The sequence below is a fragment of the Patulibacter brassicae genome, from assembly GCF_033949425.1.
In the GTDB taxonomy this organism is placed as follows: domain Bacteria; phylum Actinomycetota; class Thermoleophilia; order Solirubrobacterales; family Solirubrobacteraceae; genus Patulibacter; species Patulibacter brassicae.
This window is the reverse complement of the sequence record NZ_JAXAVX010000004.1, coordinates 214,663-228,287: the sequence shown is the minus strand read 5'-3', so window position 1 is coordinate 228,287 and position 13,625 is coordinate 214,663. Positions and strand designations below refer to the sequence as shown.

The following is a 13,625-nucleotide window of genomic DNA, read 5'->3' as shown; positions in this document are numbered from 1 at the left end:
TACCGTTGCCGCGTGCCCGTCTCCGGCTCCGCGACCGATCCCGAGCCCGAGGCGACCCGACCGGCGACCTGCCCGGCCTGCGACGGACCCCTGGCGCGTTGGCGCTCCGTCGCGACGAGCGACCCCTCGCTCCCCGGGACGTTCGCGCTGCGCCGCTGCGCCCGTTGCGGCACCGCGGTGACCGCCGGCCCCGCGCCGACGTTCGAGGAGGCGCACGACGGCGGCAGCTACGCGACGCGACGCCCCCGCGGCTCGGGCCTCGCCGCACCGCTGCTGCGGGCGTTCGACCGCCAGCGCCTGCGTCTCGTGGCGCGGCACGCGCCGCGGTCCCCGGCGTCGACGGCCGCGGATGCGCCCCGCCTGCTGGACGCCGGCGCCGGCCGCGGGCGGTTCGTCGCCGCGGCGCGCGAGGCCGGCTGGGACGCCGCCGGCTTCGAGCCGGCCGCCCGCGGCGTCGAGGCCGCGGCCGCGGCCTACGGCGTCACGCTCGAGCGCGCCGGCATCGACGACGCCGCCGTGGCCGACGGGTCGCAGGACGCCGTGACGCTCTGGCACGTCCTCGAGCACCTCGACGAGCCGCGCGCCGCGGTGCAGCGGCTCGGCGGCTGGCTGCGGCCCGGCGGGGTGCTGCTGATCGGCGTGCCGAACCTCGGGTCCCTGCAGGCCCGGATCGGGGGCGCGCGCTGGTTCCACCTCGACGTGCCGCGGCACCGCACGCACTTCACGCCCGCGGGGCTGCGCCGGATCGCGGAGGGGGCCGGCCTCGAGGTCGTCGCCGTCCACCAGGTCCTGCTGGAGCACAACCCGTTCGGGTTCTGGCAGTCGCTCGTGAACCGCCTGAGCGGGACGACGTCCTACCTCTACTACCTCCTGAAGCGCACGGAGCGGCCGCGGCCGCGGCCGCTCGCGGTGACGCTGCTGGCCCTCCCGCTGATCCCGGCCGCCGCCGCCGTCGAGGCGCTGGCCGGCGCGCTGGGGCGCGGGGGCACGATGGCGCTCGTCGCGCGGCGACCCGTGGGGCCTCGCGACCCGACGGCGCGCTGACCGCGCGCCGGCCGAGGACCGGCAGCGCACGGGCGGCCGACGAGGCCGGGCGTCCCGCGGCGAGGAACGACGCAGCGCCGGGCGTCCCGTGGCGCGGAGCCGCTCAGCGCCGCGCGAGCCCCGTGCTCGTGAGCTTCACCTTCGCGAGGTCCACGCCGTAGATCTCGCGCGTGAAGCGCCGCACGTCCTCGCGCGCGGTGCGCGTGGCCGCCGCGTCGCCGCGCTGCCGGGAGTCCTCGAGGCTCGACGCGAGGAACACCGTGCGCAGCTGCAGCATCTCCGCCGCCTGCTGCTTGTCGGCGTCGGGCAGCCGGCGCACGCCCGCGCTCAGCGCCAGATCGGTGCGCACCTGCGTGCGGAGCGCCGCGACGACCGAGGCCTTCAGGCGGCTCTGGCCGCGGTAGAGGCGGTTGAGCTGGAGGAAGGTGAACGCCGACGCGTCGCCCAGATCCCGGGCCGACCACCTCACCGTCTTCGTGAGGACGCGCTCCCAGTCGGCCTTCACCCCGTCCAGGAGCGGGACGATCTCGGCCGCCGGGCGACCCGTCCGCGCGACGAGCAGCTCGTGGATGCGGGCGGTGACCTCGGGCCGTGGGACGAAGCGCAGGGTCCGCAGCTGCCGCGCGGTGGCGCGCTTGGGCTTCGGCTTCGGCCGCGGCTTGGCGCGGGTCGTGCGCGACCGGGTCCCGCGCGAGGACGAGCCGCTCGCGGCGTACGCGTTGCTCAGCGCGTTCTGGCCGATGAGGCCGCTCACGTAGTCCGGCACCGGGAAGGCGTACGCGGGACCGTCGTAGTACGCGCCCGCCGACGAGACGGGAACGAGCGTCGCGGCGAGGACCGAGGTGGCGAGGAGCGCGCGCCGGGCGGCGCGGAACCGCGGGCGGGGAGCGGAGGTCGCGTGCATCGGGGGAAGCGGCGCGGGATCGGGGCCGGCTCGCCCGAGGCGGGGCGAGCGGGACGCGCCACGGCGAACGTACCAGCGCGTGGACGGGCCCCGTGCCGTTTCGAGCGCGGGCGCCGCACGCTTCTCGCGGGCGACCGCCCAGCGCCCGGCGCCCCCGGGGCCGCGGTGCGACCGGGCTGGCCGCCGCCGCGTCGCGTCGCGTCGCGTCGCGGGATCGTCAGCGCGCCGGGACGCGGAGGACCCGATCGTCGCCGGCGCGGACGTCGCCGCGACCGTCGCGGTTCGACGTGGCGATCCAGAGCGCGCCGTCCGGCGCCGCGGCGACGGCGCGCAGCCGGCCGTAGCGACCGCGGAGCGTCGCGCGGGGCGCCCCGGTCCGCGTCCCGCGCAGCGGGACGGTCCACAGCCGCTCCCCCTTGAGCGCCGCGACGTGCAGCCGCGAGCCGACGATCGCCGCGCCGGACGGGGACGCGTCGTCGGTCCGCCACGTCACGAGCGGGTTCACGTAGCGGCCCCCGGCCGTGTCGCCGCGGCCCTCTCGGCGCGGCCAGCCGTAGTTGCGGCCGGGGCGGATGAGGTTCACCTCGTCGAAGGCGTCCTGCCCGAACTCGCTGGCCCACAGCCGGCCGGCGCGGTCGAAGGCGAGGCCCTGCGGGTTGCGATGCCCCAGCGAGAGCACGCGCGAGCCCCGGAACGGGTTGTCGGCCGGGACCGAGCCGTCGGGGTTCATCCGCAGGATCTTCCCGTTCTGCGACGAGCGGTCCTGGGCGAGGGCGGGGTCGCCCGCGTCGCCGACGCCCGCGTAGAGCTTCCCGTCGGGACCGAACGCGATCCGGCCGCCGTTGTGGACCGCGGCGCTGCGCAGGCCGCGCACGACGACCCGGGGCCGGATCGCGCGCGTGCTCGCGGTGAGCCGGAAGCGGACGATCCGGTTGTCGGCGCGCGTCGTGAGGTACGCGTAGACGAGCCGATCGCGCTCGTAGGTCGGCGAGACCGCGAGCCCGAGCAGGCCGCCCTCGCCGAGCTCCTGGACGCCCGGGACCCGCGCGAGCGCGCGAGCGCCGCGCCCGCCCTTCGCGATCCGCCGGACCGTGCCGCCGCGCTCGCTGACCAGCGCGTCGCCGGACGGCAGGAACGCGATCTCCCACGGCGTGTCGAGCCCGGTGGCGATCGTGGTGGGCGCGGCGTGCGCGGTGCCGCCGTCGGTCGTCGTGGCGCGACCGGACGCCGCGCTCCCCGGAGCGGTCCCGCCGGGGGCCGCCCCGGCCGCGCCCGGGGGCGCCGGGGACGCGACGCCCGGAGCCGCGCGATCGCCCTCCTCGTCGGCCGACGAGGACCCGCAGGCGGCGAGCGCCAGGACGCCCGTCGCGATGGCCAGCATCCGGACGGTCCGCATCCGCGCATCCTGGCGGATCGCCGCCCGTGCGTGCGCAGACTGCGTCCGGCCCGACCACGGAGCAGCGGGCGCTACGATCGACCGATGGAAGGCTTCGGAGGACTGTTCGGCGATCCCGAGGATCTGCAGCGGCGGATGATGGAGTTCGCCGAGCAGATGCAGGGGCAGCAGAAGCTCGCGTGGGCCGACAACGCGATCGGGCTGGCGGTCCAGATGACCGTCGCCGCGATCAGCCGCGTGAACGTCCAGGGCAACGCGGAGGAGCAGGCGCAGCAGATCCGCGCGCTCATGGCGACCGTCTTCCCCGAGGCGGTCACCCTGGTGCGCGAGGCGCGCCAGGGCCTCGGCTGAGCTGCGCGTCCTGTCGCGCCCGCGTGCGCGGTCGCACGGCCGATCGCGCGCCCGGCGCGTAGCCTGGGGCGGGCCGTGTCACGCCCCGACGACCCGAACGCCGCCGACGCCCTGGTGCTCGGCGCGGGCGGCGTGGCGGGCATCGCCTGGCAGCTCGGGCTGCTCGCCGGCCTGGCCGCCGGCGGTCACGACCTGACGCGTGCCGACCTCGTGATCGGGACCTCGGCCGGCGCGACCGTCGCCGCCCAGATCACCGCCGGCGTGCCGCTCGAGGAGCTCGTGGCGCGCCAGGTCGACCCTGCCCTGCGGGGTCCCGAGCTGCCACCGGGGGTGCCCGCCGCCACCCGGCGCGTCACGATCGCGGCGCTCGTCGCCGACGCGACGTCACCGGCCGAGCGGCGCCGTCGCATCGCCGCCGCGGCGCTCCGCGCCGACACGGTCGCCCCCGCGGCCCGCCGCGCGGTCATCGCCGCGCGGCTGCCGCGCCACGCCTGGCCGGACGCCGACCTGCGGATCGTCGTCGTCGACGCCACGACCGGCGCGCGTCGCGTGCTCACCCGCGCCGACGGCCTGCCCCTCGTCGACGCGGTCGCGGCGAGCTGCGCGGTCCCGCTGACCTGGCCGCCCGTCGTGCTCGACGGCCGGCCGCACGTCGACGGCGGGCTCTGGTCGGGCGAGAACGCCGACCTGGCCGCCGGGGCCCGTCGCGTGGTGGTGCTCGCGCCGTCCCTCGGGGCGAGCCTCGCCGCCGGCGGCGGCCTCGCCGAGCAGGTCGCGGCGCTGCGCCACGACGGCACCGCGGTCACCGTGCTGCGCCCGGACGACCCCGCCCGAGCGGCGATCGGCGACGACCCGCTCGACCCGGAGGCACGCGCCCCGGCGGCCCTCGCCGGCCGGGAGCAGGGCCGGGCGCTCGCCGCCGCGCGGTCGTCGGTCGCGGCCTGACCGGCGTCGTGCTCAGCCCACGGGGCCGCCGGCCTGCTCGGCCGCTCGGTGCTCCTTGCCCGCCGCGATGACCTCCTTGAACGAGCGGAACCCGAAGATCCGCACGAGGGCGAGGAAGCCGATGCCCAGGCAGGCGACCGCGATCGCGATCTGCTGGCCGACGGAGTACGCCGCGACGGTCGCGCCGGTCGCCGAGGCGGCGAACACCTTGACCATGAACGCCTGCTGGACGCCGGCGCCGCCCGGCGTGAACGGCATGAGCGCCGCGACGGCGTTGATCCCGTGGACGAGCAGGACGTTGCGGACCGAGCCGCCGACCCGGAAGGCCTCCAGCAGCATCCAGAACGCGGTGAGGCGGAAGAGGTAGCCCCCGAAGCAGACGAGCCAGACCTCGCGGAAGAAGCGCTGGCGGTCGCCGAGGATCACGAGCCCCTGCTTCACGCGCGACCAGAACCGCCGGGCACGCTCGGACAGGACGGCGTAGAGGACGAGCAGGCCGACCGCGAGGAAGGTCAGGACGAAGAGCGTCAGCCGCGGGTTCGCGGCGATGAACGAGAGGTCGAAGGCGCCGAGGTCGGCGAACTCCGGCGGCTTCGGGAAGACGCCCTGCGTGAAGGCGAAGATGAGGATCGGGATGGCGATCGTGAGGTCGAAGACCGCCTCGACCATCATCGCCGCGGTCACCGCCGGGTACGTCGAGCGCGGGACCGACGTCTTGACGAGGAAGACCTTGATGACGTCGCCGCCGCGCGCGGGGATGACGTTGTTGAAGCCGTAGGCGGCGATGTAGGCGCCCCAGATCCGCCGCCACTGGAACGTCTCGGTCGGGTACGCCGCGCGCAGGACGTTGAAGAACGCCCGCGAGCGCAGGGACAGGTAGACGATGAAGCAGACGAGGCCGAGCAGCAGCGGCAGGAGCCGGACCTCGGCGATCGACTCGAAGAAGCTGCCGATGGAGTCGGCGACCTCGCTGATCCCGGCGAGGGGCGTCACCACCGGGGACGTCGCTCCGTCGACCACCGGGCAAGCCTACGAGACCCTCGCCGCGGGGCGCCCCCACGGGCCGTCCGCACGTGGCGGGCGGCCGCGAACCTGGCGCGAATGCGCCACGTCCGCCCGGTGGGCCGCTACTCTCGGTGCAGCAGCACCGCCCATGGCTCGCACCGGCCGCCCGAGGGGCCGCCGCCGGGCCGCACCCGACCCACAGACGCCATGCCGGAGACGTACTCCACCTACTCCCATCCCGCGGGCGCGCAGCGCCTGTCCTTCAGCGCCCTCCTGGCGCAGACGATGTTCCTCGTCGCCGTCGCGATCGGGTTCCTCGTCCTGGGCTCCTACGTCGGCGGTGGTCCCGGGGACGCCGCGCCGCTGAGCCAGGGCGCGGCGATCGCGTGCACCGTCGGCGCGATGGTCCTGCTGATCGCGTCGAACTTCATCGCCTCGCTCCGCTCCGGTGGCGGCGGCATGGCGGTGCTCTTCATCGCCGCGCTGCTCCTCGGCCTCGGCCTCGGCCCGGTCCTCAACGTCTACCTCGAGGTCCAGCCCGACGCCGTGACGAAGGCCGCCGGCACCACGGCGCTCGTCGTCGTCATGGCCGGCGCCGGCGGCGCACTGACGGCGAAGGACCTGCGCAGCTGGATGCGGCCGATCTTCTTCGGCCTGCTCATCGCGGTCGCGATCAGCTGGGGCATGCTCATGTTCGGCGGCGGCGGCGGGATCGCCGGCGACCTCGTGAGCCTCGCCATCGGCGCCTTCTCGGCGGTGGCGATCGTCATCTACTTCAACATCCTGCGCCAGAACGCCACGGAGGACGACGTCGTCTGGCTGGCGACCGGCATCTTCCTCGGCATCTACAACATCTTCGTCTCGCTGCTGAGCCTCTTCGGCGGCGACTGACGCCGGCACCGCGCCACGCGCGCGGACGCCGAGAGGTCCCGACGGGGCGGCCGGTGGCCGCCCCGTCGCCGTTCTCCGGCGCGGGACGCCCGACGTCGGACGGAGCCGGTCCGGCCGGCCGGACCTCAGCCGATCCGCGGATCGCCTCGACGCCGCGGCTCAGCGCCGAGTGGACCGAGGGGTCAGCGGGGCGCCGCCAGCCCGAGCAGCGCCCAGACCGCCGGGTCGGCGAGCGACGGGTGCACGTGGTCGGCGTCGTGCAGCACGATCCCGGGGTGGGTCGCGACGCCGATCACGGTCATGCCGGCGGCGCGGGCGGCCGCGACCCCCGTCGGGCTGTCCTCGACCGCCCAGCACGCCGCCGGCTCGACGCCCAGGTCCTCCGCCGCGGCGAGGTAGAGGTCGGGCGCGGGCTTCGCCGCCCCGACGTCCTCGACCGTCTTGAGGACCGGGAAGATGCCGGCGTTGCCGGAGCGCAGAAGCGCCTTCTCGGCGAACCCGCGCGCGGCGTTCGTGGCCATCGCGACCGGGATCCCGTCCGCCTTCAGCGCGGTGACGAGCTCGACGGCCCCCGGCATCGGCGGCACCTCGCCGTCGAGCTCGGCGTACACGAGCTCGATGAGCTCGGCCATGAGCGCCGCGCCGCCGCCGGGCCGATCGAGGAACTCCTCGAGGTACTGCGCGGCGAGGTCGAAGCTCGACCCCAGGAGCCGGCGCTTGTGCTCCGGCAGGAAGGCGACGTTGCGGCGGGCGAAGAGCGTCTCCTCCGCCCGCGACCAGACCGCCTCCGTCGCGAGGAACGTCCCGTCGTTGTCGAAGATGACGGCCGCCGGCCGGGGAGCCGGGCCCTGTCGGCCCGCCCCTGCTTCGGCCGTCACCCGCGCTCAGCTCCCGCGGACGAGCGCCTCGGCGCCGCCGGTGATGCGCCAGGGCGTCTCCGGCTCGTAGAGGTTGCCGAGGCCGTCGTCGTGCTTCAGCGTGAACGTCAGCTCGCGCCCGTTCGCGTCGACCTTGACGGTCGCCTCGTGGCCCTCGGTCGTCGTCTCGTAGGAGAGGCCGTTGACCTCGCCCGTGTTGACGATCGCCTCGCCGTCGTCGACGAGCTCGGCCTTCTCCATCGCCTCGCGACATGCGGAGCCGACGGGCCCGGTGGCGGCGATCGCCGTCTGCGCGTCCTGCGTGAGGTAGTCGCACGCCCGCTGGCCGTTCTGCTGCACGAGGGCCTCGCCGAGGAAGTCCCGTACGGCGGTCTGTGGCTCGTCCTTGCGGAAGTCTCCGCCGCAGCCGGTCATGCCGAGGGCGAGCAGTGCCGCGGCGAGAGGGAACACGCGGGTCGTACGCATCGGTCGGTGATTCTGACGGCTGCGCCGACTCCCTGCATCCCCGTCGCCCCGATGCGGCGGCCGGGGCGGCCTGGGACGATGCGCCGATGGCCGGTCCGGACTCCCCCGAGGCGCGACTGCCGCCGGTGCCGTCGGCGCCGCGCGTGCCCGAGCGACTGGCCCCGATCGCGCTCGACGGGACCGCGATCGAGGACGACGCGACGTGGTCCGGGGCGCTCGTGTCGGGGGCGGACGGCACCGGCGCACGCGGGCTGACGCTGCGGGAGGCGCGGGCCGAGCAGCTCGACCTGACCGGCGCGGCGCTCCCCCGCGTCCACCTGCTCGACGCCGAGCTCGTCGGCGGGAGCCTCGCCAACGCGCGGCTCGCCGAGGCCACCGCCCGGCGCGCGGTGCTGCGTCGCGTCCGCCTGACCGGGCTGCAGTGGACCGCCGGCACGCTCGACGACGTCCGCTTCGACGGCAGCCGGATCGACCTGGCGACGTTCGCCGGCTGCCGGATGCGCCGCGTGACGTTCGAGGACTGCCTGCTCACCGGCGCGGACCTGCAGGACGTCGTTGCCGACGAGGTCCGCTTCGACGGCTGCGACCTGCGCGAGGTCGACCTCTCCGGCGCGCGGTTCCGGCGCTGCGCCATGACGCGCTGCGACCTCGAGGGGGCGCGCGCGCTGGACCGCCTCTCGGGCGTGGCGATGCCGTGGGCGGACATCGTGGCGTCGGCGGGGACGTTCGCGGCCGCGCTCGGCGTGCGCGTGCTCGGCGACTGACCGGGGACCGGACGCCTGCGGGAGTCGCGCTGGACGCCTGGTGGAGGCTCCTGGCGCCGGTCGCGGGATCTCCGCCCTCCCCCGGTCGCGGCGGGCGCCCGCCGGCTCTTCGACGACCGGGGACGGCGCCGTTGCGCCCGCCACGGACCGGCGCCGATCGCGGGGGCGTGGGCGACCGCCGGGACGCAGCGGAGCTGGAGGCGGGCGAGGCCCGGGACCGCGCGCGGCTCCGCTGCGCCGGGCTCGCCGCGGCGGCGCTCGCGGGTGTCCTCGGGACCGTCGGGCTCGGCGCGTCGATCGCGGGGCTCGACGCGCTCCAGCGGCCGTTCCCGGGCGCGCCGCCGATGGCCGGCCAGACCGGGCTGATCCTCGCCCTCGTCGCGATCGCGCAGCTCGCCGGGCTGTCGGGGTCGCGGGGGCTGCGCCGGCTGGGCGTCGCCGCGGGCGCGACCGGGCTCGTGCTCGCGCTGGTCGCGCTCGCCCGCAGCGCGGCGTCGCTCACGCCCCTGCCGCGCGGCACCCTGACGATCGTCGGCACGGGACGGCCGCTCGAGCAGCCGTCGGCGCACGCGGCGCTCGCGCTGACCTTCGTCGCGATCGCCGTCCTGCTCGCGGGTCGTCGCGGTCGGATCCGCTCGGCCCTCGTCGTCTCGGGCGCCTCGGGGGCCGCCGCCGTCGTCGCCCTCGCGGCGGTCGGCTTCGCCGGCCAGGTCGGGGGACGGGTCGGCCTGTCGGCCTGGATCGCGATGGCGCCCCAGACCGCCCTCGCCGTGGCGCTGCTCGTCTCGAGCACGTTCGCGGCCCGGCCCTGGGCCGCGCCCGGCCTCTGGTTCGCCTCCCGTGGCTCCGCGGAGCTCGCGGCCCGCCAGGCGCAGCGCTACGCGCTCCCGGCGCCGCTGGCGGCAGCGGCGCTCGCGCACCTCGGGGTGCGCTGGCGGTGGTGGGACGACAGCCTGGCGGTGTCGATCACGACCCTCGCCGCGCTCGTCACCGCCCAGGTCCTCATCGCGCGGATGGTGAGGACCGTGCGCGCCCACGACGCCGACCGCCGACGGCTGGAGCGCGAGCGCCGCGCGGCCGAGGAGGTGCTGCGCCTGTCGTTCGAGAACGCGCCGATCGGGAAGGCGCTCGTGTCCCCCACCGGGACGTTCCTGCGGGTGAACCGCGCGCTCGCCGAGATGACCGGCTACGCCCCCGACGAGCTGCTGGGCCGCTCGTTCCAGGACATCACCGACGCGGACGACCTCGAGGCCGACCTCGACCTGCTGGAGGGGATGCTCGCGGGCGAGCGCCACCGCTACGAGATCGAGAAGCGCTACGTCCGGGCGGACGGCCGGCGGATCTGGATCCTCCTCTCGGCGTCGCTCGTGCGCGACGAGGACGGGGCGCCCCGGTACGTCATCGCGCAGATGCAGGACATCACCGAGCGCAAGCAGGCCGAGCGCGAGCTGCGCCACCTCTCCGATCACGACGGGCTCACGGGCCTGGCGAACCGCCGGCGGCTCGAGGCCGAGCTCGGCCGGCGACTCGCGGACCACCAGCGCCACCGGCGCGACTTCAGCGTCGTGCTGCTGGACCTCGACCGCTTCAAGGAGGTCAACGACGGCCTCGGGCACGCCGCCGGCGACCGGGTCCTGCGGGCCGTCGCCGACACCCTGCGCGAGCGCCTGCGCGCGACCGACCTCGTCGCGCGGCTCGGCGGGGACGAGTTCGCGTGCCTCCTCGCCGAGAGCGCCGGGCAGGAGGCGCGCGACGTCGCCGCCGAGCTGCTGGCGCGGATCCGCGACGTGCGCGTCGTCCACGGCGACGTCGTCCTGCGGGTGGGGGCCTCGGCCGGCGTGGCCGACACCACCGAGCTGGCGCATCCGACCGCCGAGGCGCTGCTCGTCGCCGCCGACGCCGCGATGTACGCGGTCAAGCGGCGCGGCCGCGGCGCGGCCGCCGACCCGGCCTCGGAGCCGACGGCGCTCGTCGCGCGGAGCGCGCCCGTCGCGGCGCGGGGCAGGACGCTCCGGCGCGACTGAGCGCGCGGCGCCGAGCGGGCCACGCACCGAGCGGCGCGAGACCCGCCCGCGACATGGGAGCGCGTCGGCGCCGGATCGGGCCTCAGCGCCGGACGCGCAGCGAGCCCGTCGCCTTCGCCTTGCCGGACGTGGCGGTCACGCGGAGCGTCTTGCCCCGCAGGCGGCTCAGGCGGCGCTTGCCGGTCTTCGTCAGCCGCAGCGTCACCGACACGGCGCCGGCCTTCTTCACCTTCGCGGTGCCGCGCGCCACCGTCGTGCTGCCGGACCGCGCGACCACGGTGACGGTCCCCTTCGCCGGCGCGGTGAGCCGGAGGCGCAGGCCACGGCGCAGCGTGCTCGTCGCGACCTTCGCCGTCGGCAGCCGCAGGACGAGCCTCGGCGTCGTCGCGCCCGGCGTCGTGCCGCTGCCGCTCCCGCCGGTGCCGGGGGCCGTCGAGGTGCCGGTGCCGCCGCCCGCGGGGACCGGCGGACGGAGGACGTCGACCACGGCGCCGCCGATCGACGGCATCTGGCCGGTCGCGGAGATGAGGACCGGTGGGCGGCTCAGGGCGCAGACGCCGTCCGGCCCCGGGCCGGTCGGCGCGCCGGCGACCTTCACGCCGCCGTCGTCCTTCCAGGCGATCGAGCCGCCGTCCTGGGACAGCGACGCGTCCTGCGCGATGCCCTGGGCCGGCAGCTCGCAGAGGCTGGCGCCGTCGGGGGTGCGCTCGGCGAGCGGGCCGCTCCCGACCAGCCGCACGACGACGATCCCGCCGTCCTCGCGCGTCCCGCCGTTCCACTTCAGCGTCTCGATCGCGGCGACCGCGCCGTTCGCCGCCACGTCGGTGCGTCGCACCTCGTACCCGGGCTGGAGCCCGGCCGACAGCCACGGCTGGAACGCGGTGCCGAAGGGCGCCGTGGCGGGCGCCTGCACGAAGACCCCGTCGTCGTCGCCGTGCGACCGCGCGACGAGCTGGTTGCCGAAGACGCTCGGGCTCTCGAGGTCGCCGATCGCGATCGGCTCGACGCCCGCGGCGGCGCTCGCCACCGACGTGACGTAGCTGCCGAAGAAGAAGCTGCCGACCGGATAGGCGGGGGTCGTCGCCGAGACGCCGTAGGCGACGAACGCGCCGTCGGCGCTGAGGTCCAGCGTCACGGGGTACGCGTAGGAGAGGTAGCCGTTGCGCTTGGGCAGCGAGCCGTGCGGACCCTCGGCGCCGTTCGGCTCGACCGTCTGGAACCAGTTGAGCTGGCTCACCTTCCCGTCCTGGCGGCGGACCGCGAGGATCCGGCCGCTGTCGGCAGCGGCGACCTCGCGGAACGCTCCGGCGTCGGCCGGCACGCTGTCGGGCCCGGCCAGCTGGACCTTGCGGGACCCGTCGAGCGTCGACGCCCAGAGGGCGCCCCCGTCGAGGTACGCCACCGAGGTGGCCGACGCCGACGGCGCCGTGACGGCGCCGAGGGTGGCCGCGGCGCCGAGCGCCAGCGCGGCCCCCGCCGGGAGTCGTCGGCGGGCGGATGAGCGGGGGAGTCGCACGGGCATCCGCGTGGGAATACCGCCGATCGACGAGGACCGCATCCGTGGAACCACGGGACCTCGCGCCACGTCCCCCGCCGCCCCCGGCGCCTCCTCCGGTGGCGGTCCTGCCGCCGACGCGGCCCGCCGGCCGGACCGATCGCCGGGCGCGGCGCCCGCGACGGACCGCCCTCAGGCGGTCGTGAGGACCGTGGCGCCGCGGCGGCCGACGACGACCGTGCGCTCGACGTGCGCCGAGAGCGAGCCGTCGGCGGTCGCCATCGTCCAGCCGTCGTCGCGCGTCACGAGCTCGGAGCCGCCGAGGCCGACGATCGGCTCGATCGCGAGCACGAGCCCGTCGTGCAGCCGGCCGCGCAGGCGCGGCACGTCGACGTTGGGGACCGACGGCGGCTCGTGCATCGAGCGCCCGACGCCGTGCCCGCCGAGCTCCGGGTACACGGTCACGCCCGCGGCGCGGCCGATCCGCTCCGTCGTCGCGCCGATGTCGCGCAGCGGCCGGCCGGTGCGGGCGGCGCCGATCGCGCCGTGCAGGCACCGTTGCGCCGCGGCGAGCAGGCGCGCCGCGTCCGGCGAGGGCCGGCCGACCGGCACCGTGACGGCCGCGTCGGCGCAGTAGCCGTCGAGGATCGGGGTGACGTCGAGCGTCACGAGGTCGCCCGCGCGCACGACGCGCGCGCCGGGGACCCCGTGGACGACCTCCTCGTTCACGCAGATGCAGACGCTCGCCGGGAAGTCGACGAGCGTCATCGGGGCCGAGACCGCGCCGGCGCGGCGCAGCTCGCGGGCCGCGAGCGCGTCGAGCGCGCCCGTCGTGATGCCCGGCCGCAGCGCGTCGCGCAGCACGCCGATGGTGCGGGACACGAGGCGCCCGACGCGCTGCATCCCCGCGAGCTCCTCCGCGTGCTCGATCGTCATCGGGCTCAGACCTCGCGCAGGCGGTCCAGCGCCTTGAGGACCTTCGCGTCGTGGTCCTTCGGCGAGATCTTCGGGAAGACCTCCGCGACCACGCCCTCCGGGTCGACGATGACCGTCGTCCGCGAGGCGCCCCAGTACGTCCGGCCGTACATCGACTTCTCCACCCAGGTCCCCCACGCCTCGCAGACGGCGTGGTCCTCGTCGGCGAGCAGCGTGAAGTCCAGCGATTCCTTCTCGACGAACCGCGCGACCTTGTCCACCGGGTCCGGCGAGACCCCGACGACCCGCGCGTGCCGCCGCGCGTACTCGGCGCGGTGGTCGCGGATCGAGCAGGCCTGCGTCGTGCAGCCCGGCGTCGAGGCCTTGGGGTAGAAGTAGACGACGACCCAGGTCCCGCGGAGCTCCGACAGGGTGACGGTGCTGCCGTCGGCGGCGGGCAGGGTGAAGTCGGGGGCCGGCTGGCCGACCTCGGGCAGGGGCATGGGGATCCTTCGCGGTGGCGGGACGGCGGGCACGCCGGATCCTCG

At 76.6% G+C, this 13,625-nt stretch carries 14 protein-coding genes; 6 read left to right on the top strand and 8 right to left on the bottom strand.

Annotation, left to right across the window (positions count from 1 at the left end; translation table 11 throughout):
• Nucleotides 1-12: 12 nt before the first annotated feature.
• Complete coding sequence (locus SK069_RS10550) at nucleotides 13-1,044, top strand: class I SAM-dependent methyltransferase (protein ID WP_319954187.1); 1,032 nt, start codon at nucleotides 13-15, stop codon at nucleotides 1,042-1,044.
• A 103-nt stretch (nucleotides 1,045-1,147) separates the two neighbouring features.
• Here SK069_RS10550 and SK069_RS10545 read toward each other — a convergent pair whose 3' ends face one another.
• The gene (locus tag SK069_RS10545) at nucleotides 1,148-1,948 is read right to left on the bottom strand and encodes a DUF6683 family protein (protein ID WP_319954186.1); all 801 of its coding nucleotides are present in this window, start codon (nucleotides 1,946-1,948) and stop codon (nucleotides 1,148-1,150) included.
• Between the two features lie 217 nt (nucleotides 1,949-2,165).
• Entirely contained in the window at nucleotides 2,166-3,344 is a 1,179-nt protein-coding gene (locus SK069_RS10540; protein ID WP_319954185.1) for a PQQ-dependent sugar dehydrogenase, read from the bottom strand.
• A gap of 84 nt (nucleotides 3,345-3,428) precedes the next feature.
• Between SK069_RS10540 and SK069_RS10535 the strand changes: the two genes are divergently transcribed.
• Both SK069_RS10535 and SK069_RS10530 read left to right on the top strand, forming a co-directional pair.
• On the top strand, nucleotides 3,429-3,695 hold the full coding sequence (locus SK069_RS10535; RefSeq protein WP_319954184.1) for a hypothetical protein: 267 nt from the start codon (nucleotides 3,429-3,431) through the stop codon (nucleotides 3,693-3,695).
• Nucleotides 3,696-3,770: 75 nt separating this feature from the next.
• Nucleotides 3,771-4,640: a patatin-like phospholipase family protein gene (locus tag SK069_RS10530; RefSeq protein ID WP_319954183.1), complete on the top strand. Its 870-nt coding sequence runs from the start codon at nucleotides 3,771-3,773 to the stop codon at nucleotides 4,638-4,640.
• Nucleotides 4,641-4,652: 12 nt separating this feature from the next.
• Here the strand turns inward: SK069_RS10530 and SK069_RS10525 are convergent, their stop codons facing one another.
• Nucleotides 4,653-5,660, bottom strand: coding sequence for a lysylphosphatidylglycerol synthase domain-containing protein (locus tag SK069_RS10525; RefSeq protein ID WP_319954182.1), 1,008 nt, complete (start codon nucleotides 5,658-5,660; stop codon nucleotides 4,653-4,655).
• A gap of 192 nt (nucleotides 5,661-5,852) precedes the next feature.
• Here SK069_RS10525 and SK069_RS10520 point away from each other — a divergent pair, with 192 nt between their 5' ends.
• Nucleotides 5,853-6,536 (top strand): Bax inhibitor-1 family protein, encoded by a 684-nt coding sequence (locus SK069_RS10520; RefSeq protein WP_319954181.1) that lies wholly within the window; start codon nucleotides 5,853-5,855, stop codon nucleotides 6,534-6,536.
• A gap of 182 nt (nucleotides 6,537-6,718) precedes the next feature.
• On the opposite strand, the gene SK069_RS10515 is transcribed toward SK069_RS10520, so the two are convergent.
• Entirely contained in the window at nucleotides 6,719-7,414 is a 696-nt protein-coding gene (locus SK069_RS10515; protein ID WP_319954180.1) for an HAD family hydrolase, read from the bottom strand.
• A gap of 6 nt (nucleotides 7,415-7,420) precedes the next feature.
• Nucleotides 7,421-7,879, bottom strand: coding sequence for a hypothetical protein (locus tag SK069_RS10510; protein WP_319954179.1), 459 nt, complete (start codon nucleotides 7,877-7,879; stop codon nucleotides 7,421-7,423).
• An 86-nt stretch (nucleotides 7,880-7,965) separates the two neighbouring features.
• On the opposite strand from SK069_RS10510, the gene SK069_RS10505 reads away from it, so the two are divergent.
• Together SK069_RS10505 and SK069_RS10500 are read left to right on the top strand one after the other, a co-directional pair.
• Complete coding sequence (locus SK069_RS10505) at nucleotides 7,966-8,643, top strand: pentapeptide repeat-containing protein (RefSeq protein ID WP_319954178.1); 678 nt, start codon at nucleotides 7,966-7,968, stop codon at nucleotides 8,641-8,643.
• Between the two features lie 167 nt (nucleotides 8,644-8,810).
• Nucleotides 8,811-10,667: a diguanylate cyclase gene (locus tag SK069_RS10500; RefSeq protein WP_319954177.1), complete on the top strand. Its 1,857-nt coding sequence runs from the start codon at nucleotides 8,811-8,813 to the stop codon at nucleotides 10,665-10,667.
• A gap of 82 nt (nucleotides 10,668-10,749) precedes the next feature.
• On the opposite strand, the gene SK069_RS10495 is transcribed toward SK069_RS10500, so the two are convergent.
• The 3 genes from SK069_RS10495 to bcp form a co-directional block, all read right to left on the bottom strand.
• Nucleotides 10,750-12,189 carry a hypothetical protein gene (locus SK069_RS10495; protein ID WP_319954176.1) on the bottom strand — a complete coding sequence of 480 codons (1,440 nt, stop codon included), beginning with the start codon at nucleotides 12,187-12,189 and terminating at the stop codon, nucleotides 10,750-10,752.
• A 165-nt stretch (nucleotides 12,190-12,354) separates the two neighbouring features.
• Entirely contained in the window at nucleotides 12,355-13,098 is a 744-nt protein-coding gene (gene map / locus SK069_RS10490; protein ID WP_319954175.1) for a type I methionyl aminopeptidase, read from the bottom strand.
• 5 nt (nucleotides 13,099-13,103) lie between these two features.
• Nucleotides 13,104-13,580 carry a thioredoxin-dependent thiol peroxidase gene (bcp, locus tag SK069_RS10485; RefSeq protein WP_319954174.1) on the bottom strand — a complete coding sequence of 159 codons (477 nt, stop codon included), beginning with the start codon at nucleotides 13,578-13,580 and terminating at the stop codon, nucleotides 13,104-13,106.
• Nucleotides 13,581-13,625 lie beyond the last annotated feature (45 nt).

Coding starts and splice junctions, on each gene's coding strand:
- SK069_RS10540 (WP_319954185.1), bottom strand. CDS start 3,344: ATGCGGACCGTCCGGATGCTGGCCATCGCGACGGGCGTCCTGGCGCTC.
- SK069_RS10495 (WP_319954176.1), bottom strand. CDS start 12,189: ATGCCCGTGCGACTCCCCCGCTCATCCGCCCGCCGACGACTCCCGGCG.
- bcp (WP_319954174.1), bottom strand. CDS start 13,580: ATGCCCCTGCCCGAGGTCGGCCAGCCGGCCCCCGACTTCACCCTGCCC.
- SK069_RS10535 (WP_319954184.1), top strand. CDS start 3,429: ATGGAAGGCTTCGGAGGACTGTTCGGCGATCCCGAGGATCTGCAGCGG.
- SK069_RS10520 (WP_319954181.1), top strand. CDS start 5,853: ATGCCGGAGACGTACTCCACCTACTCCCATCCCGCGGGCGCGCAGCGC.
- SK069_RS10510 (WP_319954179.1), bottom strand. CDS start 7,879: ATGCGTACGACCCGCGTGTTCCCTCTCGCCGCGGCACTGCTCGCCCTC.
- SK069_RS10545 (WP_319954186.1), bottom strand. CDS start 1,948: ATGCACGCGACCTCCGCTCCCCGCCCGCGGTTCCGCGCCGCCCGGCGC.
- map (WP_319954175.1), bottom strand. CDS start 13,098: ATGACGATCGAGCACGCGGAGGAGCTCGCGGGGATGCAGCGCGTCGGG.
- SK069_RS10505 (WP_319954178.1), top strand. CDS start 7,966: ATGGCCGGTCCGGACTCCCCCGAGGCGCGACTGCCGCCGGTGCCGTCG.